At 43.2% G+C, this 23,988-nt stretch carries 30 protein-coding genes, 1 tRNA gene, 1 other RNA gene and 1 pseudogene; 9 read left to right on the forward strand and 24 right to left on the reverse strand.

The genetic code is table 11. The annotated features are described in order from the left end of the window. Positions 1 to 661: 661 nt before the first annotated feature. Positions 662 to 853, forward strand: a complete 192-nt coding sequence (locus PVV68_RS06135) for a hypothetical protein (RefSeq protein ID WP_273721599.1) — start codon at positions 662 to 664, stop codon at positions 851 to 853. Positions 854 to 904: 51 nt separating this feature from the next. On the opposite strand, the gene PVV68_RS06140 is transcribed toward PVV68_RS06135, so the two are convergent. The 8 genes and pseudogenes from PVV68_RS06140 to PVV68_RS06175 all read right to left on the reverse strand — a co-directional run bounded on the left by PVV68_RS06140 (position 905) and on the right by PVV68_RS06175 (position 6,369). Beyond that, the gene (locus tag PVV68_RS06140) at positions 905 to 1,255 is read right to left on the reverse strand and encodes a helix-turn-helix transcriptional regulator (RefSeq protein WP_273721601.1); all 351 of its coding nucleotides are present in this window, start codon (positions 1,253 to 1,255) and stop codon (positions 905 to 907) included. Between the two features lie 298 nt (positions 1,256 to 1,553). Beyond that, positions 1,554 to 1,905 (reverse strand): annotated as a pseudogene (locus PVV68_RS06145) (helix-turn-helix domain-containing protein). 804 nt (positions 1,906 to 2,709) lie between these two features. After that, a complete protein-coding gene (locus tag PVV68_RS06150; protein WP_273721602.1) occupies positions 2,710 to 2,946 on the reverse strand; it encodes a type II toxin-antitoxin system RelE/ParE family toxin in 237 nt (78 codons plus the stop codon). Beyond that, positions 2,946 to 3,137, reverse strand: a complete 192-nt coding sequence (locus PVV68_RS06155; protein ID WP_273721604.1) for an antitoxin — start codon at positions 3,135 to 3,137, stop codon at positions 2,946 to 2,948. The genes PVV68_RS06150 and PVV68_RS06155 overlap by 1 nt, the downstream gene beginning before the upstream one ends. A gap of 400 nt (positions 3,138 to 3,537) precedes the next feature. Next, positions 3,538 to 4,776, reverse strand: a complete 1,239-nt coding sequence (locus PVV68_RS06160; RefSeq protein WP_273721605.1) for a type II toxin-antitoxin system HipA family toxin — start codon at positions 4,774 to 4,776, stop codon at positions 3,538 to 3,540. Then, complete coding sequence (locus PVV68_RS06165; protein ID WP_273721607.1) at positions 4,773 to 4,988, reverse strand: type II toxin-antitoxin system Y4mF family antitoxin; 216 nt, start codon at positions 4,986 to 4,988, stop codon at positions 4,773 to 4,775. Before PVV68_RS06165 ends, PVV68_RS06160 begins: the two co-directional genes overlap by 4 nt. 382 nt (positions 4,989 to 5,370) lie before the next feature. Then, the gene (locus PVV68_RS06170) at positions 5,371 to 5,760 is read right to left on the reverse strand and encodes a helix-turn-helix domain-containing protein (RefSeq protein WP_273721609.1); all 390 of its coding nucleotides are present in this window, start codon (positions 5,758 to 5,760) and stop codon (positions 5,371 to 5,373) included. A 258-nt stretch (positions 5,761 to 6,018) separates the two neighbouring features. Further along, positions 6,019 to 6,369, reverse strand: coding sequence for a helix-turn-helix transcriptional regulator (locus tag PVV68_RS06175; RefSeq protein ID WP_273721611.1), 351 nt, complete (start codon positions 6,367 to 6,369; stop codon positions 6,019 to 6,021). Positions 6,370 to 7,906: 1,537 nt separating this feature from the next. Between PVV68_RS06175 and ykgO the strand changes: the two genes are divergently transcribed. Continuing rightward, positions 7,907 to 8,032 (forward strand): type B 50S ribosomal protein L36, encoded by a 126-nt coding sequence (gene ykgO, locus PVV68_RS06180; protein WP_011181208.1) that lies wholly within the window; start codon positions 7,907 to 7,909, stop codon positions 8,030 to 8,032. Between the two features lie 124 nt (positions 8,033 to 8,156). Beyond that, positions 8,157 to 8,930, forward strand: coding sequence for a M48 family metallopeptidase (locus PVV68_RS06185; protein ID WP_273721612.1), 774 nt, complete (start codon positions 8,157 to 8,159; stop codon positions 8,928 to 8,930). A gap of 146 nt (positions 8,931 to 9,076) precedes the next feature. On the opposite strand, the gene PVV68_RS06190 is transcribed toward PVV68_RS06185, so the two are convergent. Beyond that, positions 9,077 to 9,232, reverse strand: a complete 156-nt coding sequence (locus tag PVV68_RS06190) for a hypothetical protein (protein WP_273782746.1) — start codon at positions 9,230 to 9,232, stop codon at positions 9,077 to 9,079. 267 nt (positions 9,233 to 9,499) lie between these two features. On the opposite strand from PVV68_RS06190, the gene PVV68_RS06195 reads away from it, so the two are divergent. The 4 genes from PVV68_RS06195 to PVV68_RS06210 all read left to right on the forward strand — a co-directional run bounded on the left by PVV68_RS06195 (position 9,500) and on the right by PVV68_RS06210 (position 11,850). After that, positions 9,500 to 9,745, forward strand: coding sequence for a hypothetical protein (locus PVV68_RS06195; RefSeq protein ID WP_273782747.1), 246 nt, complete (start codon positions 9,500 to 9,502; stop codon positions 9,743 to 9,745). Between the two features lie 313 nt (positions 9,746 to 10,058). Next, positions 10,059 to 10,218, forward strand: a non-coding RNA gene (ssrS, locus tag PVV68_RS06200) — 6S RNA. Between the two features lie 183 nt (positions 10,219 to 10,401). Then, positions 10,402 to 11,010, forward strand: a complete 609-nt coding sequence (locus PVV68_RS06205; RefSeq protein ID WP_273782762.1) for a 5-formyltetrahydrofolate cyclo-ligase — start codon at positions 10,402 to 10,404, stop codon at positions 11,008 to 11,010. Between the two features lie 18 nt (positions 11,011 to 11,028). Next, entirely contained in the window at positions 11,029 to 11,850 is an 822-nt protein-coding gene (locus PVV68_RS06210) for a TIGR00282 family metallophosphoesterase (protein WP_273721624.1), read from the forward strand. Positions 11,851 to 12,753: 903 nt separating this feature from the next. Here PVV68_RS06210 and PVV68_RS06215 read toward each other — a convergent pair. The 4 genes from PVV68_RS06215 to PVV68_RS06230 form a co-directional block, all read right to left on the reverse strand. Continuing rightward, positions 12,754 to 12,918, reverse strand: coding sequence for a hypothetical protein (locus PVV68_RS06215; protein WP_273782748.1), 165 nt, complete (start codon positions 12,916 to 12,918; stop codon positions 12,754 to 12,756). Between the two features lie 1,244 nt (positions 12,919 to 14,162). Beyond that, on the reverse strand, positions 14,163 to 14,297 hold the full coding sequence (locus PVV68_RS06220) for a hypothetical protein (protein WP_273782749.1): 135 nt from the start codon (positions 14,295 to 14,297) through the stop codon (positions 14,163 to 14,165). Between the two features lie 104 nt (positions 14,298 to 14,401). Continuing rightward, on the reverse strand, positions 14,402 to 15,697 hold the full coding sequence (gene murA, locus PVV68_RS06225; RefSeq protein ID WP_273721698.1) for a UDP-N-acetylglucosamine 1-carboxyvinyltransferase: 1,296 nt from the start codon (positions 15,695 to 15,697) through the stop codon (positions 14,402 to 14,404). 167 nt (positions 15,698 to 15,864) lie between these two features. Continuing rightward, the gene (locus PVV68_RS06230; protein WP_273721696.1) at positions 15,865 to 16,011 is read right to left on the reverse strand and encodes a hypothetical protein; all 147 of its coding nucleotides are present in this window, start codon (positions 16,009 to 16,011) and stop codon (positions 15,865 to 15,867) included. Positions 16,012 to 16,176: 165 nt separating this feature from the next. Between PVV68_RS06230 and PVV68_RS06235 the strand changes: the two genes are divergently transcribed. Then, positions 16,177 to 16,251: transfer RNA gene (locus tag PVV68_RS06235), tRNA-Thr, on the forward strand. Positions 16,252 to 16,523: 272 nt separating this feature from the next. Here PVV68_RS06235 and PVV68_RS06240 read toward each other — a convergent pair. From PVV68_RS06240 to PVV68_RS06270, 7 genes are all read right to left on the reverse strand, one after another. Next, the gene (locus tag PVV68_RS06240; protein WP_273721694.1) at positions 16,524 to 16,736 is read right to left on the reverse strand and encodes a hypothetical protein; all 213 of its coding nucleotides are present in this window, start codon (positions 16,734 to 16,736) and stop codon (positions 16,524 to 16,526) included. Between the two features lie 228 nt (positions 16,737 to 16,964). Then, positions 16,965 to 17,615 (reverse strand): lambda exonuclease family protein, encoded by a 651-nt coding sequence (locus PVV68_RS06245; RefSeq protein ID WP_273721692.1) that lies wholly within the window; start codon positions 17,613 to 17,615, stop codon positions 16,965 to 16,967. Between the two features lie 234 nt (positions 17,616 to 17,849). Continuing rightward, positions 17,850 to 18,053: a hypothetical protein gene (locus PVV68_RS06250; protein WP_273782750.1), complete on the reverse strand. Its 204-nt coding sequence runs from the start codon at positions 18,051 to 18,053 to the stop codon at positions 17,850 to 17,852. 99 nt (positions 18,054 to 18,152) lie between these two features. Continuing rightward, positions 18,153 to 18,356 (reverse strand): hypothetical protein, encoded by a 204-nt coding sequence (locus PVV68_RS06255; protein ID WP_273782752.1) that lies wholly within the window; start codon positions 18,354 to 18,356, stop codon positions 18,153 to 18,155. A 489-nt stretch (positions 18,357 to 18,845) separates the two neighbouring features. Next, complete coding sequence (locus PVV68_RS06260) at positions 18,846 to 19,043, reverse strand: hypothetical protein (protein ID WP_273721690.1); 198 nt, start codon at positions 19,041 to 19,043, stop codon at positions 18,846 to 18,848. A 6-nt stretch (positions 19,044 to 19,049) separates the two neighbouring features. After that, positions 19,050 to 19,439: a hypothetical protein gene (locus tag PVV68_RS06265; protein ID WP_273721689.1), complete on the reverse strand. Its 390-nt coding sequence runs from the start codon at positions 19,437 to 19,439 to the stop codon at positions 19,050 to 19,052. 336 nt (positions 19,440 to 19,775) lie between these two features. Continuing rightward, entirely contained in the window at positions 19,776 to 20,093 is a 318-nt protein-coding gene (locus PVV68_RS06270; protein WP_273721687.1) for an XRE family transcriptional regulator, read from the reverse strand. A gap of 473 nt (positions 20,094 to 20,566) precedes the next feature. Here PVV68_RS06270 and PVV68_RS06275 point away from each other — a divergent pair, with 473 nt between their 5' ends. After that, positions 20,567 to 21,859 carry a DUF1376 domain-containing protein gene (locus tag PVV68_RS06275; protein ID WP_273721685.1) on the forward strand — a complete coding sequence of 431 codons (1,293 nt, stop codon included), beginning with the start codon at positions 20,567 to 20,569 and terminating at the stop codon, positions 21,857 to 21,859. Between the two features lie 180 nt (positions 21,860 to 22,039). Here the strand turns inward: PVV68_RS06275 and PVV68_RS06280 are convergent, their stop codons facing one another. The 4 genes from PVV68_RS06280 to PVV68_RS06295 all read right to left on the reverse strand — a co-directional run bounded on the left by PVV68_RS06280 (position 22,040) and on the right by PVV68_RS06295 (position 23,782). Further along, positions 22,040 to 22,621, reverse strand: a complete 582-nt coding sequence (locus tag PVV68_RS06280; protein ID WP_273721684.1) for a hypothetical protein — start codon at positions 22,619 to 22,621, stop codon at positions 22,040 to 22,042. Further along, on the reverse strand, positions 22,622 to 23,005 hold the full coding sequence (locus PVV68_RS06285) for a hypothetical protein (RefSeq protein ID WP_273721682.1): 384 nt from the start codon (positions 23,003 to 23,005) through the stop codon (positions 22,622 to 22,624). It abuts the gene before it with no gap. A gap of 174 nt (positions 23,006 to 23,179) precedes the next feature. Beyond that, complete coding sequence (locus PVV68_RS06290) at positions 23,180 to 23,563, reverse strand: hypothetical protein (RefSeq protein WP_273721680.1); 384 nt, start codon at positions 23,561 to 23,563, stop codon at positions 23,180 to 23,182. Further along, positions 23,564 to 23,782, reverse strand: coding sequence for a hypothetical protein (locus PVV68_RS06295; RefSeq protein WP_273721678.1), 219 nt, complete (start codon positions 23,780 to 23,782; stop codon positions 23,564 to 23,566). Between the last annotated feature and the right edge of the window lie 206 nt (positions 23,783 to 23,988).

Consider the following 23,988-nt stretch of genomic DNA (forward strand, 5'->3'; position numbering starts at 1 on the left):
CAACATTTATATAAAACCGTAAAAAGCAGCAATGCACCCCAACACTTCATATTCCCTTATCCCCATCACATCATCTGAGAAGAGCCCTCTCGCAAAACCGCAAACTTCTCCAAACGCACATACGCAGGCATAGCAACTCTGTACGAGCATACATCTCCGCCAACGCCCTGCAATCAGAGAGCAAATTTCACCCCACGCAAAAACACCCCACGCATACTCCCTCTTCATTCTTCCACACATGATTTGATGCCTCATAAATCTACAAATCCGTAAATCTTCTCCGCAAAGCCCCCACGCAACAACTCACTCTTACGGATTTATCAACCCTGCACTCTGAGCGCTTACAAAAGCGGCATAATCTATAAATTCTTTTACTGTTTTACAGATATATATTTTTACGCTTTTCAACATTTACATAAAACTGTAAAAAGTAGCAATGCACCTCAACACTTCATATTCCCTTTCATCCCCATCACATCATTTGAGAAGAGCCTCACCCGCAAAATTTCAAAACTATAAATCCGCAAGGTCGTAAATCTGTAAAACAGCAAATCCGCAAGCTTCCCCAAACACACATACGCAGACATAGCAACTCTGCTCTTTTAAAGCCTACAACAAGAGCCGCCAAACGCGAGAAATAAGAAATTGATAGCACAATCAGATGGCAACATGTCATGCATCTCTTGAAAAGAACAGCCTCACAAAATCTGGTCGTGTTGATGGGAAAGTGAAGCATTGGAATACGAAATTCCATAACTCTCTCCTCCCATCGGATAATGATAAAAGAATTCGAGAACCTACTAAGCAATCAATACTGTCTGATGAAAATCTTGGAGATTTGCTGTTATTTTAAAGCTTTTCACCCGCAACGCATAACGATAATAGAAAAGGAAAGTGATTTATTCTAATCAGAAATCAACCACAAAAGAGCTTTTTGTTTTTTGGGCTTAAGCTCTCTAAAATTTTTCAACAGCAAAGTTTCTTTTTCGCTAAAGATTTCTGCATAACTCTGCTGTGAGAGCGTTTCTTTTGTTGCAATATCCATATAAAAAAAGTGAATTGGAACATCCAGTATGTTGGCAATCTCCTGTAAACGTCCAGCGCCCACACGATTAATCCCTTTTTCGTACTTTTGGATTTGTTGGAAACTGACTCCCAAATGGCGCCCCAATGCTTTTTGCGAAAGCCCCATCATCCTTCTTCTGCAACGGATTTTTTTGCCTACACAAATATCATTAATATGTGGATTTTTCACTTGGCTTTCCCCTCCACCGGCTGCGAGCGCCCTCGCATTGGTATTCCGGGAGTCAAAATACTGAGTTCAGTCAGTTTTTTTGCTTTTAGTGCTGGAAAGCACCTGGACATGGCAAAAACTCCCGGAATCCGGGAGATACCAGCAAAGTGGTATCAATTTTTATACACTGAACTTTCGGGTTTTTGAATCCCTATTGATCGCTGCGTAAACGACCAAAATCATCTCATTAGTAAAGTAATTTCAGGAAATTGGCAATAAAGATGAAAAGATTTTTTTATGTCTTAAAAAGTGATTTATTCTAATCAGAAATCAACCACAAAAGAGCTTTTTGTTTTTTAGGCTTAAGCTCTCTAAAGTTTTTTACAAGCAAAGTTTCTTTTTCGCTAAAGATTTCTGCATAACTCTGCTGTGAGAGCGTTTCTTTTGTTGCAATATCCATATAAAAAAAGTGAATTGGAACATCCAGTATGTTGGCAATTTCCTGCAAACGTCCAGCGCCCACACGATTAATCCCTTTTTCGTACTTTTGGATTTGTTGGAAACTGACTCCCAAATGGCGCCCCAATGCTTTTTTGCGAAAGCCCCATCATCCTTCTTCTGCAACGGATTTTTTTGCCTACAGAAATATCATTAATATGTGGATTTTTCACTTGGCTTTCCCCTCCACCGGTTGCGAGCGCCCTCGCATTGGTATTCCGGGAGTTAAAAGCACTGAGTTCAGTCAGCCTTTTGCTTTTAGTGCTGGAAAGCACCTGGACATAGCAAAAGCTCCCGGAATCCCGGGACACCCACAAAGGGGCGTAGATTGTTATTTATATACTGAACTTAGGGCTTTTAACCCCTCTTGGTCGCTGCGTAGACGACCAAAATCATCTCATTAGTAAAGTAATTTCAGGAAATTGGCAATAAAGATGAAAAGATTTTTTATATCTTAAAAATCATGCTCTGAAACTCTTCAAAGAGTTAAAAAACATATCTCATAAATCAAGTTTTTACGTTATGACCTTAAAGATGTATCAAAATCGATTTATAAGATGAAAAATGACCACTGGACAGATAACTCAAAACACACGTTTTTAATTTGTTCATTCCTCCCACCAGCTGCGAGCGCCCTCGCATTGGTATTCCGGGAGTCAAAATACTGAACTCTAGTCAGTTTTTTTGCTTTTAGTGCTGGAAAGCACCTGGACATGGCAAAAACTCCCGGAATCCGGGAGATACCAGCAAAGTGGTATCAATTTTTATATACTGAACTTTCGGGTTTTTGAATCCCTCTTGACCGCTGCGTAAACGACCAAAATCACCTCATTAGTAAAGTAATTTCAGGAAATTGGCAATAAAAATGATTTTATGAGCTGTCCAGAAAAATTGAGGAGGAGAAAAGCTTTTAAACCTTTCAATCAATCAGCTAGAGAGAGGAAATTCACGACGAGCATGTACTACAGTGATAATCTCTATTTGTTTTTCAGTGACTCTGTACAGATAAGATAGTTTGGATGTGCGATAATTTCTCGTAATCCCACGACTCTTTCACTTTGACGGTATAAGTATGAATGTTCAGCTAATGGTAGTACAGAATCTTCTAAAAGTCTTTTCATTCGCCGTGCAGCAGATGGTCTTTCATAGGCGATGTAAGTTAAAATTTGACGTAAATCATTGCGAGCAGAAGCCAACCAAACAATAGGTAACATTAAAACTTCTTTTGTTCTACCTCGATTTGGTCGATAACATTTTCCATTTCAGCCATAACTTCGTCGTGTGAGATAACAGGGTAAGGATTTTCCAGGCTATTCTTTACCTTTTCACACAACCACGTCGTATAGCTCGTTTCCTGTTCCACGGTTTCAAACTCTGAAATGAGTGGAGAAAGAACAGTTTTCATAGGAGTCATTCCTTTTATTCTTTACATTAAATGTAACTACTATTAGTTGTATTGTCAATTTCAGTGCATTGAGAATATTACTTTTTATCTTTCATGCCATAGAATTCTTCTTTTATGACAAACGGATAAGTCAATATATCTCAAAAATCATGCTCTGAAACTCTTCAAAGAGTTAAAAAACATATCTCATAAATCAAGTTGTTACGTTATGGTCCTAAGGTTGTATCAAAACAACATCTTCTTTTGAGAATTGCATCTCAATATCTAAACACGTTCACATCGACAAAGCGAAAGAAAAGCTACGAGAGAAGCTTCTTTTCAGATAAAGCAAGCTTAAAAAAACAAACAATTTTCTATAAAGGGAATTGTCGATCATAACACGAAGTGGAAAGAGAAAAGATTACAATTGTAACTGTTGAGAACGTTTTTGAATAATATCAATAATTGCACTAAAAACTTCAGAATTCAAATTTTGCCTTTCCAGTTCTTTTTTTAATTTTATTGCCTCATCATTTATTGCACCAATCATTCTTTTTATTTGCTTTTCCAAAGATAATTGAGCTGCTTTTGTATCAGCAACCATTTTATAAAAATGACGTAAATATGTCTTTTCAGGCATATACTTTCCCCCTATTTTCATAGCCATTTTTTGAGATAAATTTGGATAAATAGCAGTACTTAATAAATCATATGCAGGAGCAAGTTCTGGTTTTTTTTGTTTATAGAGAAGAGAAAAGTTTTTACCATGGGCATCAGCATTACCGATTAAAAAATTAAAAATAATTCTATTGAGAAAATGAATTTGATCGACAGCAGGCTGAAGCGTATATCGAGCAATCATAGCTTGACACGCAGAAATAGTGGGACCTCCTTCACGTTCATATTTAAGCTCTGGAACAACACTCAGTGCTTGACAAAAATCCTCTTGATGAATACGCAAAACCGTTCCATCAGCGGTTATGTGACGATCATACCTACGAATAAGACAGTAAGGTGTCTTATGCACAAAATATAAATGTATTTCGGGCACATCAATACCCACACGTTTAGCTAATTTCATACAAAAAAGTTCGTTATGCGCACTATCATGAATATGCTCAATCAGGGGTTTCAGAATGTGCGTCGTAGGGGCGCCTCCCTTAATGAGCTGAACACGGTTATCTTTAAAGCCAACCGCCAGCTTATCTTGCGCTCCAGCAAGAGATAATCTGTAGCCATCATTTCCAGCAAGCATCGGACGACATTTGATACACTCAAAAATTTCTTTTAACTGATCATCATTCAGAGTCTCTGTATCATTGGTTGGTGAATATGGAACTTGTCCCTGTGGATATAAAGAAAGAGCACCAGCACAATCTCCCCCAACAGCTCTAAGCAAAGCAAAAGCATTTTGCTCTGAAAGTCCTAAATAATTTGCCAAACGCTGTCTTACATTTTCATCGGGCAAAAGACCCGAAAAGAAAGCTGTAACCGCTTGTCCCCTATAAGCTTTAAAACGGAGAGGAAGAGCAACAGAAAGACTCTGTAAATCTTGTTGCACATAATCTTTATCGTAGAGAAACATGAGTTCTCCACTTATTTTTTGATGTAATTGTCCGATGAGCTTTGTATGCAAATAAACATCAAGTATACGGGTCATAATTTTTTATTTCCAATCTGCACATCAAGACCTAACATTGCAAGTACATGTATGGTTTTTCCAACTTGGCAAGATTCTTTACCTTTTTCTAAATCACGTATAAATCGCACCCCAACTCCAGATGTTGCAGCCAGTTGTTCTTGTGTTAACTTTTGCCCTTTACGTGCGTTTCTCACAATAAAGCCTAATCTTTTCATTCTACTGTCAACCATAATCATCCCTTTCGGGATGATTTTATCATTTTTTACCTTCATGGCAAGAAAATAAACCCGTACGGGATGATTTTTAAATTCTTTGAAAGGAAATTTGACCACTGCACAAATGCCCCCAAGATCTGATAAGTAAAATAATTTCAAGAAATGGATATAAAATAAAAAGATTTTTATATCCCCAAAATGATGATTTTGATGAGCCATCCAAAGAGTTTAAGAGAGAGAAACCTCTAAACCTCTCCTCCCATCGGATAATGATAAAAGAATTCGAGAACCTACTAAGCAATCAATGCTGTCTGATGAAAATCTTGGAGATTTGCTGTTATTTTACAGTTTTTCACCCGCAACGCATAACGATAATAGAAAAGGAAAGTGATTTATTCTAATCAGAAATCAACCACAAAAGAGCTTTTTGTTTTTTGGGCTTAAGCTCTCTAAAATTTTTCAACAGCAAAGTTTCTTTTTCGCTAAAGATTTCTGCATAACTCTGCTGTGAGAGCGTTTCTTTTGTTGCAATATCCATATAAAAAAAGTGAATTGGAACATCCAGTATGTTGGCAATCTCCTGTAAACGTCCAGCGCCCACACGATTAATCCCTTTTTCGTACTTTTGGATTTGTTGGAAACTGACTCCCAAATGGTGCCCCAATGCTTTTTGCGAAAGCCCCATCATCCTTCTTCTGCAACGGATCTTTTTGCCCACAGAAATATCATTAACATGTGGATTTTTCACTTGGCTTTCCCCCTCCACCGGTTGCGAGCGCCCTCGCATTGGTATTCCGGGAGTAACAAGTACTGAGTTCAGTCAGCCTTTTGCTTTTAGTGCTGGAAAGCACCTGGACATAGCAAAAGCTCCCGGAATCCGGGAGATACCAGCAAAGTGGTATCAATTTTTATATACTGAACTTAGGGCTTGTTTTCCCTATTGGTCGCTGCGTAAACGACCAAAATCTCCTCATTAGTAAAGTAATTTCAGGAAATTGGCAATAAAGATGAAAAGATTTTTTTATGTCTTAAAAAGTGATTTATTCTAATCAGAAATCAACCACAAAAGAGCTTTTTGTTTTTTAGGCTTAAGCTCTCTAAAGTTTTTTACAAGCAAAGTTTCTTTTTCGCTAAAGATTTCTGCATAACTCTGCTGTGAGAGCGTTTCTTTTGTTGCAATATCCATATAAAAAAAGTGAATTGGAACATCCAGTATGTTGGCAATTTCTTGCAAACGTCCAGCGCCCACACGATTAATCCCTTTTTCGTACTTTTGGATTTGTTGGAAACTGACTCCCAAATGGCGCCCCAATGCTTTTTGCGAAAGCCCCATCATCCTTCTTCTGCAACGGATTTTTTTGCCTACACAAATATCATTAATATGTGGATTTTTCACTTGGCTTTCCCCTCCACCGGCTGCGAGCGCCCTCGCATTGGTATTCCGGGAGCCTGAAAGCACTGACACTCGAATCAGCATTTTGCTTTTAGTGCGCAGACACACTTGGACATAGCAAAATCTCCCGGAATCCCGGGATACCCACAAAGTAGGTTAATCTTATGTATCGAGTGCTTGGGTTTTCAACTCCCCTCTTGACCGCTGCGTAAACGATCAAAACACAGATCGATCAATAAAGTAATTTCAGGAAATTGGCAATAAAGATGAAAAGATTTTTTATATCTTAAAAATCATGCTCTGAAACTCTTCAAAGAGTTAAAAAACATATCTCATAAATCAAGTTTTTACGTTATGACCTTAAAGATGTATCAAAATCGATTTATAAGATGAAAAATGACCACTGGACAGATAGCTCAAAACACACGTTTTTAATTTGTTCATTCCTCCCACCGGCTGCGAGCGCCCTCGCATTGGTATTCCGGGAGGTTGAAAATACTGACACTCGAATCAGCTTTTTGCTTTTAGTGCTAGAAAGCACCTGGACATTGCAAAAACTCCCGGAATCCCGGGATACCCACAAAGTAGGTTAATCTTATGTATCGAGTGCTTGGGTTTTCAACTCCCCTCTTGACCGCTGCGTAAACGATCAAAACACAGATCGATCAATAAAGTAATTTCGTGAAATTGGCAATAAAAATGATTTTATAAGCTGTCCCAAAAAATTTTAAGAGGGAGAAAAACTTTTAAACCTTTCATTCAATCGGATATCGATAAATAATTCGAACACCAACTGATAAATGAGCACCATCTGATGAAAATCTTTGAACTTTGAGCAATATTTTACAGTTTTTCATTCGCAAAGCTCCTCAAAACGCATCTGCTAGCGGCATAGCTGCTCTGCGCTTGAGTCACACATCTGCGCCAACGCTCTGCAATAATCTGCAATAAAGAGTGGATTAACAGCTCTTTCCCATACCCAACATACATCCAAGCACTCCCCCAACACTCCCCAACAGTTTGGAATAAAAGCCACAACAACACCCTCGTAAAACCTCAAGCATGGTAAAAGCTCTGTTCAACCATCACGCAAAATGGGACACATTATTCAATGAACCAGACCAGCCTCAAAATCTTAACAAAAGGCACCCCAAAACACTCGCATGCTCGCCTCATAGCAATAAACATCAGAAGCTTTAAAACTTTTCTCACTGTTTTGCTCTTCTCTTTCAGAGCATAAAAAATGCCCCCGCCTTGACAAGAAAAAGATTTTTTGTTAGAAGCGCTGCATATTTCTTGCAATTTCACTTATTCGTTGTGTGAATGAAATGTGTTAATGCGTACCTTTATTTTAAAGGTGCGTTTTTCTTTTGTGATCATAGTGAAAAAGTGTGTCATGTGATGCAATGGCACAATCACAATATGGTGGATATTGGTTAGTCCTCAGTATTGGAGTATAAGGTAGTATACTGTAGTATTGATGTTGTAATATTGGAATTATGACATTGCTTTGCATAAATAACTATAAACGGTGAGTATGATGAAAATTAAAAATTCACTTAAAGCATTAAGGGAGCGCCACCGTAACAATCGTTTGGTGCGTCGCAAAGGCCGTGTTTATATCCTCAATAAAACGAACCCACGTTTTAGAGCACGTCAAGGTTAATGGTTTTATGCCTGCTTTTTGTGGGCATAAAACCTTTTTTCCTCTTGAAAATTTGGCTTACAAGTCCATTGTTTGATGTTATAGATTCATTATTTGGTAATGTATCGTTTGGGGGCTTGTTTTGATGATTTTTTGGATCTTTTTAAAAGCTCTAGGTTTGCGGTTTTTTTGTATTTCCCAACGTTTTTTTTTCATTTTTATCGTCAACTTTTATTTTCTTTCCGTTAGCTATGGGCAAAATCCTCCTTCGCTTCCTGACGAAGGCCCCTCTCCACAAATGCTTTTACCGCTGGAAGATCTCATACCGGGTTCTCCTCCTTCAACACCAACAGCCCCTGATTCTGATTCGTCAGCCACTCTTCTTGAAGAATTTGACACAAATCTCCCCTCTAGCGCAGAGAGAGAAAAACAGCGCAAAGAAGCGGAAGTTTTACGTCTTCTCAAAGAGTTGAAGTTTTGTGCAAATGTGAGTGAGGCGAAAAAGCTCAGTAGACAACTTCAACATTTATGGTCTCAATCGGGAAGTGAAACGATTGATCTTTTAATGTCATGGGCTGAAAATGCTATCAATGCCGACGATTACGGTCTTGCTCTTGATTACATTGACAATGCGCTTGCGCTTTTACCGAACTATGCCGAAGCTTGGATAAGACGTGCATGGATTCATATTCAACTAAGCGATTTCAAACTAGCCATGCTTGACCTGCACCATGCACTAGACCTTGAACCGCGCAATTACATGGCATTTTTTGAACTTGGAGTGACCATGGAAGCGACAGAACGTCCCAAACTTGCCATAAAAGCCTACGAAAAAGCGCTCGAATACTATCCACAAATGCAAAGACTTCAAGAACGCATTGAAACGCTTTTAGACGAACAAACACCACAACCCCTTTAAAACGTCTCCCCATTCATGAAAGTGCGGCTCTTCTATTGGGGGCTTCCAAGCGATAGGCTTTTTCCCACCGCATCACTGCACCCCCCTGTTTGACAACATATTGCAGAACTTAAAGTGCACCATTGACAGTGCATTGCCTAAACTTGTCAGGCATCATGCAAACGACAAAGCATCCACCCCCCAACATCCACCACACTCAACACATTCTGCGCATCCACCACACTCAAGCACCACGCCCAAAACTTCCCCCCACAATCAACCGCGCAATGATGCACAACAAACAACACAGCGAACACGCCCACCACAGCCCCCGCTTGCCTTCAACATGGAGAAAAAGCAGGCAAATAGGAGACTGCAAAGACTTCAAGAACGCATTGAAACGCTTTTAGACGAACAAACACCACAACCCCTTTAAAACGTCTCCCCATTCATGAAAGTGGGGCTCTTCTATTGGGGCTTCCAAGCGATAGCCTTTCTCCCACCGCATCACTGCACCCCCCTGTTTGACAACATATTGCAGACCTTAAAGTGCACCATTGACAGTGCATTGCCTAAACTTGGCAGGCATCATGCAAACGACAAAGCATCCACCCCCCTCAACACATTCTGCGCATTCACCACACTCAAGCACCACGCCCAAAACTTCCCCCCACAATCAACCGCGCAATGATGCGCAACAAACAACACAGCGACCACGCCCACCACAGCCCCCGCTTGCCTTCAACATGGAGAAAAAGCAGGCAAATAGGAGACTGCAAAGACTTCAAGAACGCATTGAAACGCTTTTAGACGAACAAACACCACAACCCCTTTAAAACGTCTCCCCATTCATGAAAGTGCGGCTCTTCTATTGGGGCTTCCAAGCGATAGGCTTTCTCCCACCGCATCACTGCACCCCCCTGTTTGACAACATATTGCAGACCTTAAAGTGCACCATTGACAGTTCATTGCCTAAACTTGGCAGGCATCATGCAAACGACAAAGCATCCACCCCCCAACATTCACCACACTCAACACATTCTGCGCATCCACCACGTCCCTCACACCCAACGCATCCCTTTCCAAAGAGATTGCATAGAAATCATTTTATATCTAGCAGAAGATCTCAAACTGTTTTATAGTAAAGGGGGTGTTCTGCACTTCTCGACAGGAAATAACGTATTCCTGAGACCTTAGTGATCTCCAAGGGAGCTGTCCCTGATAAAGCCCGTGGGCTTTTTCATATGGCGCCCACCTATTTTTTAGGTTCCCGGGGTCAACTTTTTCCATCGGCTGTTGTGGATCACCTTTTTTACATCCATAAAATAACCTTTTTGCATCCATAAAATGAATTGTTCTTGCTCTTTTTCCCAAGAAGCAAGTTTTTATGGTATGTTTTAAAAATCTCATGGGGCATTTGGGGGATGAGAGAACTTTATTTTGTTGCCTTTGCCCTAGATAGAACGCCCTCTATAGAATGATTGACACAAGAATGACACAAAGCATCAATCCCTCACAATCTTCAGCATTCATTCGTGCACAGCTCCGCAAAATTGGTTTATCGAATCGCGCTGCGCTTTGCGCACCAGCGCGCGCGGCTTTTTCGCAGCAAGCCTGCACCCATGTGCTTCGCCATCTTGAAGAACAGGGGCAAGATTTTTCACGCCTGATTTTGGCAGGCTATTGGCCAATCAAATCGGAAATTGATCCTCGTCCTTTACTTCATGCGATAACATTACGTGGTGGCTATTTATCATTACCAGCAGTGCTTGATTCCACCACGATGGAATTTCGTGCTTATTCCCAAAATACCATATTAGAGCCGATGCGCTTTGGCACCTTGGGTCCAGGAAGAGAAAATGCTGTTATTGTTCCAAACCTTATTCTTGTTCCCCTTTCTGCGTTTGATAATCACTGTCACCGTCTTGGCTATGGAGGGGGCTATTATGATCGTGCCGTTGAAGTCTTGAAAAAACAAGGGCATCAAGTTAGGCTGTTAGGTTTAGGTTTTTCATGTCAAGAAGTTGAATCCATTCCCCCAGAAGAGCATGACCTTGTTGTGGAGGGAATTTTTACAGAAAAAGGTTTATTAAAAGGCTAAAATGTGATTAAAACGCCTATGCGTTTTTTATTTTTGGGTGACATTGTCGGAAAAACGGGCTGTCAGGCTGTTTTTGAAAAGCTTCCACAACTGATTGAGAAGTGGCAGCTTGATTTTGTTGTGGTGAATGGTGAAAATGCCTCTGATGGTTTTGGTATTAGGCAAGAGACTTATCAAGACCTTCTCATGGCGGGAGTTGACGTTGTGACCACAGGCAACCATGCTTTTTCATGCCACGAAACATTACATTATGCACATGAGAGCGATCGTTTTTTGCGTCCTGCTAATTTTATAGAGGAAACTCCTGGAAGAGGCGCTGGTATTTTTACCGCCAAGAATGGAGCGCGTGTACTTGTTGCCAATCTTTTGGGGAGTATTTTTATGCCATGCAAGGTACATGATCCCTTTGAAACAGCTGAAAAGATTTTGTTTGCTTGCTCTTTGATGGACCAAGCAGATGCGATTATTTTTGACTTTCACGCCGAAACCACCAGTGAAAAACAATGTTTTGGGCATTTTCTTGATGGTCGTGTAAGCGTTATTGTAGGAACGCATACCCATGTTCCCACGGCTGACGCTCAGATATTAGAAGGCGGCAGTGCTTATTTATCGGATGCTGGAATGTGCGGAGATTATAATTCCTCGATAGGAATGGAGAAGGAAGAGCCTTTACACCGCTTTCTTTATAAGCAAAAGCAAGATCGTTTTGAACCAGCGCGCGGTCCTGCCACTCTTTGCGGTTTAGCAGTTGAACTTTCAGACCACACAGGTTTAGCAGAAAAGGTTTCGGCAGTACGGATTGGTCCTCTTTTAAAACCTGAGATTCCAGTTTTTTGGTAATGCTGTTTGCTGATTTTGCACAATGTGCTCTTACGCTTCTTTGCTTTCAGCCCTCAAGAAACCTCCACTCCCAAGCACCTCCATCTCAAGAAACCTCCACTCCCAAGCACCTCCACTCCCAGGCACTTTGGTCTCAAAACAGCTTCATCTCCAAGAGCAGCCTCCAAAACCTTCTCCAAATACCCACCAAGAACCTTCCCAAAAGAGCCTCTAAGAGGAAAACATCAAAATCCCCACGTCCTCCAACACTCTCAAAGAAGTTGCCCAAAGAGCTGCTAGGCAAAACTAATCAGCGGATATTCTTTAAAGCTTGTCAGACAGAAGATAAGGAACACACAGCGGAAAATGCACCAACAGTCTATCGCGCCCGCCCGCAAGCAACTTCGCTCCCAAAAACCCCACTCCCAAAACAAACCATCATCGAAATGCTTCCTCAGGCGCCACCCGCAAAGACTCACAAAAAAAGCCCCCTTCTCCAAGAGGGAGTCACTCAAAATCTCCACAGCTCCCCCCCCCAATACCTTAGAGAAAGCTGCTAGGAAAAACTAATCAGCGGATATTCTTTAAAGCCAACCCGAAAGAAGGCAGAAAGGAATAAATGCCGGAAAATGCCCCATCAGCCTATTGTGCTCCCCAAGCACCTCCATCTCAAGAAACTTCGTCCCCAAACACCTTCACTCCCAAGCACCTTCACTCCCAGGCACTTTGGTCTCAAAACAGCTTCATCTCCAAGAGCAGCCTCCAAAACCTTCTCCAAATACCCACCAAGAACCTTCCCAAAAGAGCCTCTAAGAGGAAAACATCAAAATCCCCACGTCCTCCAACACTCTCAAAGAAGTTGCCCAAAGAGCTGCTAAACAAAATTGACCAGCGAATATTCTTTAAAGCTTGTCAGACAAAAGATTAAGGAACACACAGCGGAAAATGCCCCAACAGTCTATCGCGCGCGCCCGCAAGCAACTTCGCTCCCAAAAACCCCACTCCTAAAATAAACCACCATCGAAATGCTTCCTCAGGCGCCACCCGCAAAGACTCACAAAAAAGCCCCCCTCTCCAAGAGGGAGCCACTCAAAGTCTCCACAGCTCCCCCCCCCAATACCTTAGAGAAAGCTGCTAGGAAAAACTAATCAGCGGATATTCTTTAAAGCCAACCCGAAAGAAGGCAGAAAGGAATAAATGCCGGAAAATGCACCAACAGTCTATCGCGCCCGCCCGCAAGCAACTTCGCTCCCAAAAACCCCACTCCCAAAACAAACCATCATCGAAATGCTTCCTCAGGCGCCACCCGCAAAGACTCACAAAAAAGCCCCCCTCTCCAAGAGGGAGCCACTCAAAGTCTCCACAGCTCCCCCCCCAATACCTTAGAGAAAGCTGCTAGGAAAAACTAATCAGCGGATATTCTTTAAAGCCAACCCGAAAGAAGGCAGAAAGGAATAAATGCCGGAAAATGCACCATCAGTCTATCAGCGCCCGCCCGCAAGCAACTTCATCTCAAGAAACTTCGTCCCCAAGCACCTTCACTCCCAGGCACTTTGGTCTCAAAACAGCTTCATCTCCAAGAGCAGCCTCCAAAACCTTCTCCAAATACCCACCAAGAACCTTCCCAAAAGAGCCTCTAAGAAGAAAACATCAAAATCCCCACGTCCTCCAACACTCTCAAAGAAGTTGCCCAAAGAGCTGCTAGGCAAAACTAATCAGCGGATATTCTTTAAAGCCAACCCGAAAGAAGGCAGAAAGGAATAAATGCCGGAAAATGCCCCATCAACCTATTGTGCTCCCCAAGCACCTCCATCTCAAGAAACTTCGTCCCCAAACACCTTCACTCCCAAGCACTTTGGTCTCAAAACAGCTTCATCTCCAAGAGCAGCCTCCAAAACCTTCTCCAAATACCCACCAAGAACCTTCCCAAAAGAGCCTCTAAGAGGAAAACATCAAAATCCCCACGTCCTCCAACACTCTCAAAGAAGTTGCCCAAAGAACTGCTAGGCAAAACTAATCAGCGGATATTCTTTAAAGCCAACCCAAAAGAAGGCAGAAAGGAATAAATGCCGGAAAATGCCCCATCAGCCTATTGTGCTCCCCAAGCACCTCCATCTCAAGAAACTTCGTCCCCAAACACCTTCACTCCCAAGCACTTTGGTCTCAAAACAGCTTCATCTCCAAGAGCAGCCTCCAAAACCTTCTCCAAATACCCACCAAGAACCTTCCCAAAAGAGCCTCTAAGAGGAAAACATCAAAATCCCCACGTCCTCCAACACTCTCAAAGAAGTTGCCCAAAGAACTGCTAGGCAAAACTAATCAGCGGATATTCTTTAAAGCCAACCCGAAAGAAGGCGGAAAGGAATAAATGCCGGAAAATGCCCCATCAGCCTATTGTGCTCCCCAAGCACCTCCATCTCAAGAAACTTCGTCCCCAAATGAGCCACCATTGAAATGATTCCTGCCATCTCTAAAGAGCTGCAAAAAAGCGCTCCCAAAATCCCCTTTAAAGAGGAGACACTTCTATAAGAGCACAGAGCAATTCAAAAGCGTGACTCCCCCCTACAGGGTATTAAACTGTGATGCGTTGAATGGTAGCACCACATTGGGCTAATTTTTCTTCCAGTCTCTCAAATCCGCGATCAAGATGGTAGACACGGTTGACAATTGTTTCTCCCTTTGCTGCCAAAGCAGCAATAACAAGAGAGACAGAAGCGCGCAAATCGGTAGCCATAACAGGTGCGCCTTGCAGGTTTTCTGTTCCATAAACGGTTGCAATCTGCCCATTGAGTTTTATCTGAGCGCCCAAACGGTTGAGTTCCTGAACATGCATAAAACGATTTTCGAAAATTGTTTCGGTAATATGGGCCATTCCCTGAGCTCTTGTCATGAGAGCCATGAACTGAGCTTGGAGATCGGTTGGAAAAGCAGGATAAGGACCAGTTTTGATATCAACGGGGGTTATTTTTGTGTGCCGTGGGTCTCGTTTCACGTGAATTCCTTGTGGTTCTATTTGAATATCGAGTCCAGTTTTTTGGAGAACACCCAGCACTTGGGTGAGATGATTAGGGTTGGCATTTTTAAGAAACACATCGCCCCCTGTCATAGCCACAGCCATAGCGTATGTTCCGGCTTCGATTCGATCAGCAATGACACGTACTCTTGCACCGTGTAGTTTTTTAACACCTTCGATAGTGAGTGTTGGGGTTCCCTCACCGAGTATTTTTGCACCCATTGCGTTGAGGGTACGAATAAGATTTGCGACTTCTGGTTCACAAGCAGCATTCTCGAGGGTTGTTTTTCCCTTTGCCATTGTTGCAGCCATAAGCATCACATGCGTTCCCCCGACAGTGACCTTAGGAAAACAGTAGTGAGCCCCTTGTAATCTCCTTGGCGCTTTAGCATGGACATAACCATTTTCGATAGCAATATGGGCTCCTAAAGTTTTGAGTCCCTCGAGAATAAAATCGACGGGTCTTGTCCCAATAGCACATCCACCAGGCAGAGAGACACAAGCTTCTTTGCATCGCGCCAGCAGAGGGCCGATCACCCAAAAGCTTGCGCGCATTTTTTTCACCAATTCGTATGGAGCCCGTGTTGTTGCTATTTTTTGAGCGGTAAAATGGATCGTTCTTGAATCGATACAATCCCTTTTGGCATCTTGTCCATCGACAGCATAGCCAACACCATGATTATTCAGAATACGAATAAGCAATTCGACATCAGCCAGATGGGGAATATTCTCTAGAGTGAGGGTTTGTTCAGTAAGCAGAGAGGCAATCATCAAAGGCAATGCAGCATTTTTTGCCCCTGAGATAGGAATAGTCCCTTTAAGTTTTTTTCCGCCAACAATTTGAATAGCGTCCATAGTTTTTTCCCTTTTTCCCTTTGTGTTTCCCCTTCCAAAGGTTTTACCCCCTTGAGAAGTTATTTTATTGTGATTTCACAATGAAACCGATGATCTTATCAGACATCTCAAATATTAGAACGAAACATTGAGAGGTTTGGTTGCAAAGGCGCGTCAAGAGGCATTTTTTATATCTCTGTTTGTGCTCTTTTTCGACTTTGCTCTTTTCGGCGTTTTAGGTTTTGGCGCAATTGTTGAGCTAATCTTTCTTGGCGTTTTTTTTCTTTTTCATCTTTATGATTAATTTCTTGTTGTTTTTGATGCATTTGTACCATTGCACAACCTTTTAAACAGTGTTGAGCTTCTCTCCAAGTAACTCATAACTTTTGTATAGGAAATATATGTCATGACACAAGAAATGTTTTCTTTCAAGAATATACAAATGTTCTCTTGCCTATTTTATGACAATATGGCACAAGACAGCGCGAAGATTGCAAAGGGCTGCGGTAGCTCAGTGGTAGAGCACTCCCTTGGTAAGGGAGAGGTCGAGAGTTCAATCCTCTCTCGCAGCACCATACAAACAGTATTATGCACAATATTCTTCTCTCTACCCCCAAAAAGCGCTGTTATAAACAGCGCAGTTTTTGAACTCTAGCAGTCTCACCACACCTGGTGATTCTATTGTTAAGGCAATTTTTCATATTGCCAAAGCTAAACCGATCTCCTTCTGCCCCACGGCTCATTCACCACAGCGAGACTTCCCCAAACATCTCCCCAACCAAGCATATCCTCCATAGGGTTCCCTCAAGCAGACATTCTCCCCTCAATAGCTCGCAAAACTTTTCCATCAAAATACTCCTCCCCAAGCCTTGCTCATATTGGTAAATCCCCATCCCACATTTCCCATTCCCTTCTCCCATACGCCCACATATTCTCCCCCACAAAACATCACATCAAGCCCACTTGTCACCAACAACCACAACACAAAACTAATGCCGCGCGCACATTCACCACCCACAGCAAAAACTTGCACAGACTTAAAATATTGGTGCTCCAACACTCTACATTCCTCCCACCAACCCTCAACCCTTGCAGTCCTCAGCGCCTATACACGCACTGGACCTTCTCCCCATGGTTCACAAGGGAACCTCCTCTCCCCATAAAAAACATCTCTTTCCTCAGCATAGCCCAAAGGAACTCCAGTTCCCTTTGCACATTTTACACCTACGCGCGCGCAAGCCCAGCTTTTCCCTTACGCCCCTTCGGCATCTCCCATTCCACCTTACAGTTATGCAGTGAGAATATTTTCCATTCTAATACCCCTTGTTGCGACAGACTTAATGTGCTGGACCATCATCTCCAAAGCTTCATTAAAACGGCGAATTTCACTTTCCAGCTTGCGAATATACACTTCATCACGATAAGCACGCTTAATGAGAGGCGGCATATCCGGCCAATAGAGCATCAAATCCACCCATTCCCGTTGCGCAATCCATAATCCTCCCTGACACTGTGCTTTATGTTCTTCTGGAAACCCCCTTTGAGTGTAATGAGGAATAAGGATTTCAGGTTTTTTTGTTTTAATTTCCAACAATCCATTTTTTCCCACAAATGCATCGGGAGAAAAGCCTTTCATACGATCATCGGCGAGAACAAATCCCACACATTCAGGCTCTGTATGGGTGAGTGTTGCATAAAGTTTTCGAGCATTTGGTTCTAATTCTGTTCCGCGTCGCATAGAGAGCGTAGTTCCCTCCTCGACGGTTTTTCCAGTAATTCTTTCTCCCGCAAGTTTCATCATAACGGAGTGATAACGTGAAGTTTTTTGCCCCTGTTTTTTTTGCGCCATCACCATTTCAAACAAAGAAGCTGTGATCAACCCATTGCGTGCCTGCTGCCATTGTTCTGTTCCCTGAATACAATCAATAAGAATTGGCATAGTATTCTCCCCCTTTTCTAAGTCCCTTTTTTTACAAACATTGTCTTTGAGCAATTTTTTGATAAAGCCCCCTCACATTTGCAAACACCACACCCTCCACGCACCATGCTCCACCACACCCTCCATGTCGCACATATTCTCCCCCACAAAACATCACAGCAAGCCTCCCTGGTCACCAACAACCACACAGCACAAAACTAATGCCGCGCGCACATTCACCACCCACAGCAAAAACTAACTAGCGTTTTTTATTGCTCCCCCCTCAATAAATCCTCCCGCATCCCGCAATGAAACTCCCCTGTAAACATTCCCCCTAAACACTGGGAAAAATGCCTCCATCAGCACATTTACCCCCCACAGCTTTTCATGTCCCCTCCTCACATTTGCAAACACCACACCCTCCACGCACCATGCTCCACCACACCCTCCATGTCGCACATATTCTCCCCCACAAAACATCACACCAAGCCTGCTTGTCACCAACAACCACACAACACAAAACTAATGCTGTTCACGCATCCACCGCCCCCATAAAAACTAACTAGCGTTTTTTATTGCTCCCCCCTCAATAAATCCTCCCGCATCCCGCAATGAAACTCCCCTGTAAACATTCCCCCCTAAACACTGGGAAAATGCCTCCATCAGCACATTTACCCCCCACAGCTTTTCATGTCCCCTCCTCACATTTGCAAACACCACACCCTCCACGCACCATGCTCCACCACACCCTCCATGTCCCACATATTCTCCCCCACAAAACATCACACCAAGCCTGCTTGTCACCAACAACCACACAACACAAAACTAATGCCGCGCGCACATTCACCACCCACAGCAAAAACTTACAAACGATATTGTTTACAGACTTAAAATATTGGTGCTCCAACACCTCTACATTCCTCCCACCAACCCTCAACCCTTGCAGTCCTCAGCACCTATACACGCACTTGACCTTCTCCCCATAGTTCACAAGGGAACCTCCTCTCCCCATAAAAAACATCTCTTTCCCCAGCATCGCCAAAAGCGCTCACACCAAAATACCTATAGAAAAATCTCCCTGATAGCTTTCTCGCAAGAGGCTGCGCTCTCCTTAAACCGCCTACTGCTTAGCCATAAAACACCAAACCCATAGCCACGACACAGCCCTGCAGCATTTTGATGTTTCAAACGAATGTTCCCATCGAAAAAACGCTTAAAGGCTGTGTCCTTTCTCTTTATTGGCGCCCTCTCTCAATCATGCTGTTGCACGATGCAAAAATCATCTCGGCAATATTTTTCCGCCAAATTTTTTGCCACACACGCAGCAGCCTTTCGTGATATAAAAAGGACAGCGTTATGTTTTTGTGGTTCAAGCCTGATGATATTTTGGGTATTTCCAGCGTAGTACAGTGGAAAGCCCCGATAAAAAGTTTTAAGATAACTTGCCATGGTTTCTTACCACCAGTAATCGTTCAAAACATCACAAGGACGCAAGCGATGCTGTTTTTCATAAGAACCATAGAGATTATCTTCATAATCACGCGCAACATTTTCATTGAGACAAGTATGATAGGCCTCACTATTAAGAATAAAAGGCTGAATTTGACTATTTTGTTCATCAATTTCATGATTTATAATATAGATATCGGCAAGTTGTTCACTGATATCCTCGGCCTGAAGTCTGGTAAGATCGAGACGCAAGACTCTATGAACAGTTTCATATTCTTCCAGAATTTCGAGCACTTCTTCGATTTGCTCGAATGGCCCTTCATAGGTATCCCCCTTTTCATCTTCACAGAGAATAATGAGTATTTCATCCTCTTTAACGAATGGCACATTTTTCATAATTTCCCCCCTTTCGATAGTTGATAAAGACCAGCTTTGTCTTGACAAGGCTGAATATAGCGTTACTCTTATATCCTCTATAGGGGATATGTCAAACTATTTTATCCTTAATAAAAGATATATTTTCATCTTTACGAGGTTCAAAGGACATACGCAAACACCACTTATTCACTCTTTCCCAGCCGATGTCCCAGCTGTTGTCCCTGCTGTTATCCTTGTATTGTTCTCTATTTGTTCTTACCCAATCCCAACATCAGCAGACAGGAGAGCTAAAAATGAGTGATTTAGAATTGATCCAATACTGGCACAGTCTTGATTCAAAGACACGGAAAGAGCTTATTTTGATGCTCCGGCATTTGGTCGACGCAAAAGAGTCAAAATTGCCTGTCTCTCCTCGGAAGAAAGCTTTGAAATAAGCTCGATAAATTCTTTATCTTCAGAACTTGCGCCCTGACCATAGAGGATATAATTCATACTGATATTAATTTCGTGACAAATTCGCGAGAGAGATTCGATTGTTGGTTCTTTTCCCTCAGTGAGAATTGAATGGAGATATCCAGCCCCTTTACCGGCTGCGAGGGAAACTGATCTTTTTGAGCGTCCACTTTTTTCAAGTACAGCACTTAATCTCTGCCGCCAACCATTGATATTCATAGTCTCACCATATAGCGCGTTCTTTTTAAAAAACACGTCCTTTTTGTAAAACGAGCTTGCATTATCCTCCAAAAAGGATAAAATTAAGGAAAAAATTTTATTTTAGGGGAGATAAAATTCATTTTCGGGTCGAAAGAGCACTTTATCACCCTACAGGATAGAAAAAGGCGCCCCCGCAAGCCCATTTATTTAGAAATATTGTCTTATTTATCGTTTGCCCTCTCCGCAATCTCAAACAGTCAAGTTGCAAGAGATTTGGCGCACGGGTCCTTTTTTTAGATTTCATCAAGGAACTCCTAAAGCAGCGTCATTAAACGAGACAAACCGCAATAAAACTGTACTCCTTCGACTCAAAGATAAACATTTTAATCGGATACCAACGAACAGATAAAAATCCCATAGATGCATAAACACACTATTTCCAGTTTGATTTAAGAATAGAAACATGAAAAAAGAAGCAAGGAGATTGAAGCATGAAACATGCCCATCACCAAGAAACTCCTCATTATGAATCGTCTAGACTTCCTTATGTTTGTTGGTATCAGAATGATTTTCTAGGGGGGGTACGTGGCATGCGAGCCCACGAAATTGGAATTTATACAATTCTTCTTAACGAAATGTATGCCCGCGGTCGCCCTCTAGAGTTATCGGTAGAACGTTTAGCGCGTCTTTGCGGCTGTGACAAGCGAACTTTTGTGAATGTTTTAGAAATGCTCATAGAAGAGGGAAAGATTTTAAACTTAGCGAATGGTTTATGGAACAAGCGTTGTGAGACTGTTTTTCAAGAGCGCGAAAAATTGCTTGAACAAAAATCCTTTGCGGGGCACTGTTCGGCAAAAAAACGCAAGCAAATCAATGCTGAGTTTGCACATCTGCGGAAAGGTTGTGCAAGAGATGATGAACAAAATTCAAAAGCTCAGAACAGAGAAGAAAAGGAAACACCTTACGGTGTTTCAGAAAAGAAATTTTTGTTGATCACAGCAAAAGAGGAGAGAGCAGAGGAGAAAGCATGTAGCAGCCTCAATTCCTTTCCGATATCGAGCGAAACTTCTCTCCCCCTCAAGCAGCAAGATGCAACGGAGAATTTCCCCCTCCCAGCAGACATGCAAAGCACTCCCCATTCACCAACAAGCCGCGACACCCCACTCTTACAGGAGAGCCCCACCACCTCTCTCATAACCCACACTGCCTCCACAACAAGCGCCGCATTCTCCCCCAAAACGACCATTCTCGATACAAGCAGCCAAAGCCTTACCCCACCAGAAGACACACAAAGCTCTAGGCGGTCCTCCTCAAAAAACCGTAGTCCCCTGACATCCATGCAGGAGGACCACACCACCACGAGCAACGTCCCCCCACCCCCCATCTCCTGCGCACCAGTCATTTGCACAACCGACACCTCCAATACACGCAGCAAAGCCAAAAGCGGCACAGCACTCCCCAAAGGACACCGTCTTCCCAGCGATTGGCAAGCAGACATTGATGCGGCGATTGTAGAAGGTTTGAGTGAAGAGCAAGCGCGCTGGCAAGAAAAGAAATTTCGCGATTATTGGCATGCCAAAAGCGGCAAAGACGCGCTTAAAGTGGATTGGCAAGCCACATGGCGCAACTGGTTTCGCCGCGAGATTGAACGGATAAAAGAACATCAAGAAAGGCTTGCCATTTTTTCTTCTCACAGCCGCCCATCACAGCCCAATAAGGAAAATGAAGCCCTTTACCGCAGTCTTATCAACTACCATGCCAACGAACATGAGCATAATTTTTAAACAATTTTTTTGATTTCGGAAGAAGGAGAGCAAACCGGAGGCGCCCGATAACCTCTGTTTTCCACCTCTATTGAGTGCATTTTCTTTTTTCTTTGCCAACCAAGATACAACGAAGAATTTTGCCACGCTACCAGCAGACATACAAAGTCATTCACCAGCAAAGCTTAACCCTACAAACTTTCAGCAGGAACCTGCCCACATGAGCAACGCCCCTCTTCCACAAACCACACTCCGAACACGCACAACCAAAACCTTACCCCACTGGCAGACAAGCAAATCTCTAGACACGCCCCAGAAAACCTCAACCACCCTACAAACTTGCGCACAAACACAAACCACGCCCCAGCGACCACTCATGATACCGACTCTCCTATGATTCACCTTCCCCACACGGACAATCAAACCAACAGCCTTGCCTCCCCCACCACGGACAACGCGCCCTCTTCCACAATTCCAACCGCCACCACAGGTAATCAAACCCAAAACCTTACCTCTTTCACCACGAGCGACATCGTTCCCACAAACCACACACCCCACACAGGCAGTAAAACGCAAAACCATACCCCACCAATGAATACACAAAACCATCCCCACGCCCTGAAAAACCTTAGCACCCTCACATCCCTGCAGAAGGATCACCCCCACACCGCCCAAAACCACGCCCCCACCATGCCATTCCTCATGCCCATAAAGCTCATCTCCCACATGCATGACCAACTCCAAAACCTTACCCCACCAGCAGACACGCAAAACTCTAAGCATTCACCAGAAAGCCTCAACAACTCTACAAACTTGCAGAAAGACACCACCACCACGACGACGAACACCTCTCTCACGGATCATACTCCAAATGCGCACAGCCACACCATCTCCCCAACAGGCGATGCACTTTCCACTACAACGCACAGCTACACCAGCAGTAAAACCCAAAGTCTTGCCCCACCAACAAGCCTCAACACCCCCACACCCATACAGGAAGGCACCACCCCCACAGCCACAACCTCTTCTGTAATGAACCGCACTCCTAATACACAAAGCCATCCCCAAAACCTTGCCTCTTTCACCACGAGCGACATCGTTCCCACAAACCACACGCCCCACACACGCAGCCAAAACCTTACCCCACCAATGAATACACAAAACCATCCCCACGCCCTAATCAACCTTAGCACCCTCACATCCCTGCAGGAGGATCACACCCACACCGCCCAAAACCACACCTTTACCACGCTATCCCACATGCCCATAAAGCTCATCTCCCACATGCACGACCAACTCCAAAACCTTACCCCACCAGTAGACACGCAAAACTCTAAGCATTCACCAGAAAGCCTCAACAACTCTACAAACTTGCAGAAAGACACCACCACCACGACGACGAACACCTCTCTCACGGATCATACTCCAAACGCGCACAGCCAAACCATCTCCCCAACAGGCGATGCACTTTCCACCACAACGCACAGCTACACCAGCAGTAGAACTCAAAGTCTTGCCCCACCAACAAGCCTCAACACCCCCACACCCATACAGGAAGGCACCACCCCCACAGCCACAACCTCTTCTGTAATGAACCGCACTCCTAATACACAAAGCCATCCCCAAAACCTTGCCTCTTTCACCACGAGCGACATCGTTCCCACAAACCACACGCCCCACACACGCAGCCAAAACCTTACCCCACCAGCAGACATACAAAGTCATTTACCAGTAAAGCTTAACCCTACAAGCTTTCAGGAGGAACCTGCCCACATGAGCAATACCTTCTCTCTCACAAGCCATAATCCGGACATGCACAACCAAAGCCTTGGCATACCAACAAACACGCAAAGCTCTCATCATGCCCCAACAAATCTCAACAATTCTACAGGTGTGCAAGAGAAGACAAACCACACCTCCACCATGCCACATACCCTCTTCCACAAACATTGCCTTCAACACGCGCAAACAAGTTCAAAGCTGCGTGATCATACCCAAAGGACAATGTCTTCCAAGCGATTGTCAAGCAAACATTAGTGCAGCAATTTTGCAAGGTTTGAACCAAAAATAAGCCCAATAGCAAAACGCCGTATCTCCCTTGAGCTTTTAAAAAGCACTCTCGCATAAAAGAAAAAATTTCGTAATCCTTG

Source organism: Bartonella sp. ML69XJBT (assembly GCF_028618515.1).
GTDB lineage: Bacteria > Pseudomonadota > Alphaproteobacteria > Rhizobiales > Rhizobiaceae > Bartonella.

Bases quoted from the DNA above. Each gene is read 5' to 3' on its own strand.
- PVV68_RS06135 (WP_273721599.1), top strand. From the start codon at position 662: ATGGCAACATGTCATGCATCTCTTGAAAAGAACAGCCTCACAAAATCT.
- PVV68_RS06150 (WP_273721602.1), bottom strand. From the start codon at position 2,946: ATGTTACCTATTGTTTGGTTGGCTTCTGCTCGCAATGATTTACGTCAA.
- PVV68_RS06155 (WP_273721604.1), bottom strand. From the start codon at position 3,137: ATGAAAACTGTTCTTTCTCCACTCATTTCAGAGTTTGAAACCGTGGAA.
- PVV68_RS06160 (WP_273721605.1), bottom strand. From the start codon at position 4,776: ATGACCCGTATACTTGATGTTTATTTGCATACAAAGCTCATCGGACAA.
- PVV68_RS06165 (WP_273721607.1), bottom strand. From the start codon at position 4,988: ATGGTTGACAGTAGAATGAAAAGATTAGGCTTTATTGTGAGAAACGCA.
- PVV68_RS06170 (WP_273721609.1), bottom strand. From the start codon at position 5,760: ATGCGAGGGCGCTCGCAACCGGTGGAGGGGGAAAGCCAAGTGAAAAAT.
- ykgO (WP_011181208.1), top strand. From the start codon at position 7,907: ATGAAAATTAAAAATTCACTTAAAGCATTAAGGGAGCGCCACCGTAAC.
- PVV68_RS06185 (WP_273721612.1), top strand. From the start codon at position 8,157: ATGATTTTTTGGATCTTTTTAAAAGCTCTAGGTTTGCGGTTTTTTTGT.
- PVV68_RS06195 (WP_273782747.1), top strand. From the start codon at position 9,500: ATGCAAACGACAAAGCATCCACCCCCCTCAACACATTCTGCGCATTCA.
- PVV68_RS06205 (WP_273782762.1), top strand. From the start codon at position 10,402: ATGACACAAAGCATCAATCCCTCACAATCTTCAGCATTCATTCGTGCA.
- PVV68_RS06210 (WP_273721624.1), top strand. From the start codon at position 11,029: ATGCGTTTTTTATTTTTGGGTGACATTGTCGGAAAAACGGGCTGTCAG.
- PVV68_RS06220 (WP_273782749.1), bottom strand. From the start codon at position 14,297: ATGGCAGGAATCATTTCAATGGTGGCTCATTTGGGGACGAAGTTTCTT.
- murA (WP_273721698.1), bottom strand. From the start codon at position 15,697: ATGGACGCTATTCAAATTGTTGGCGGAAAAAAACTTAAAGGGACTATT.
- PVV68_RS06230 (WP_273721696.1), bottom strand. From the start codon at position 16,011: ATGGTACAAATGCATCAAAAACAACAAGAAATTAATCATAAAGATGAA.
- PVV68_RS06245 (WP_273721692.1), bottom strand. From the start codon at position 17,615: ATGCCAATTCTTATTGATTGTATTCAGGGAACAGAACAATGGCAGCAG.
- PVV68_RS06260 (WP_273721690.1), bottom strand. From the start codon at position 19,043: ATGGCAAGTTATCTTAAAACTTTTTATCGGGGCTTTCCACTGTACTAC.
- PVV68_RS06265 (WP_273721689.1), bottom strand. From the start codon at position 19,439: ATGAAAAATGTGCCATTCGTTAAAGAGGATGAAATACTCATTATTCTC.
- PVV68_RS06270 (WP_273721687.1), bottom strand. From the start codon at position 20,093: ATGAATATCAATGGTTGGCGGCAGAGATTAAGTGCTGTACTTGAAAAA.
- PVV68_RS06275 (WP_273721685.1), top strand. From the start codon at position 20,567: ATGAAACATGCCCATCACCAAGAAACTCCTCATTATGAATCGTCTAGA.
- PVV68_RS06280 (WP_273721684.1), bottom strand. From the start codon at position 22,621: ATGCTTAGAGTTTTGCGTGTCTGCTGGTGGGGTAAGGTTTTGGAGTTG.
- PVV68_RS06285 (WP_273721682.1), bottom strand. From the start codon at position 23,005: ATGGTTTTGTGTATTCATTGGTGGGGTAAGGTTTTGGCTGCGTGTGTG.
- PVV68_RS06290 (WP_273721680.1), bottom strand. From the start codon at position 23,563: ATGACTTTGTATGTCTGCTGGTGGGGTAAGGTTTTGGCTGCGTGTGTG.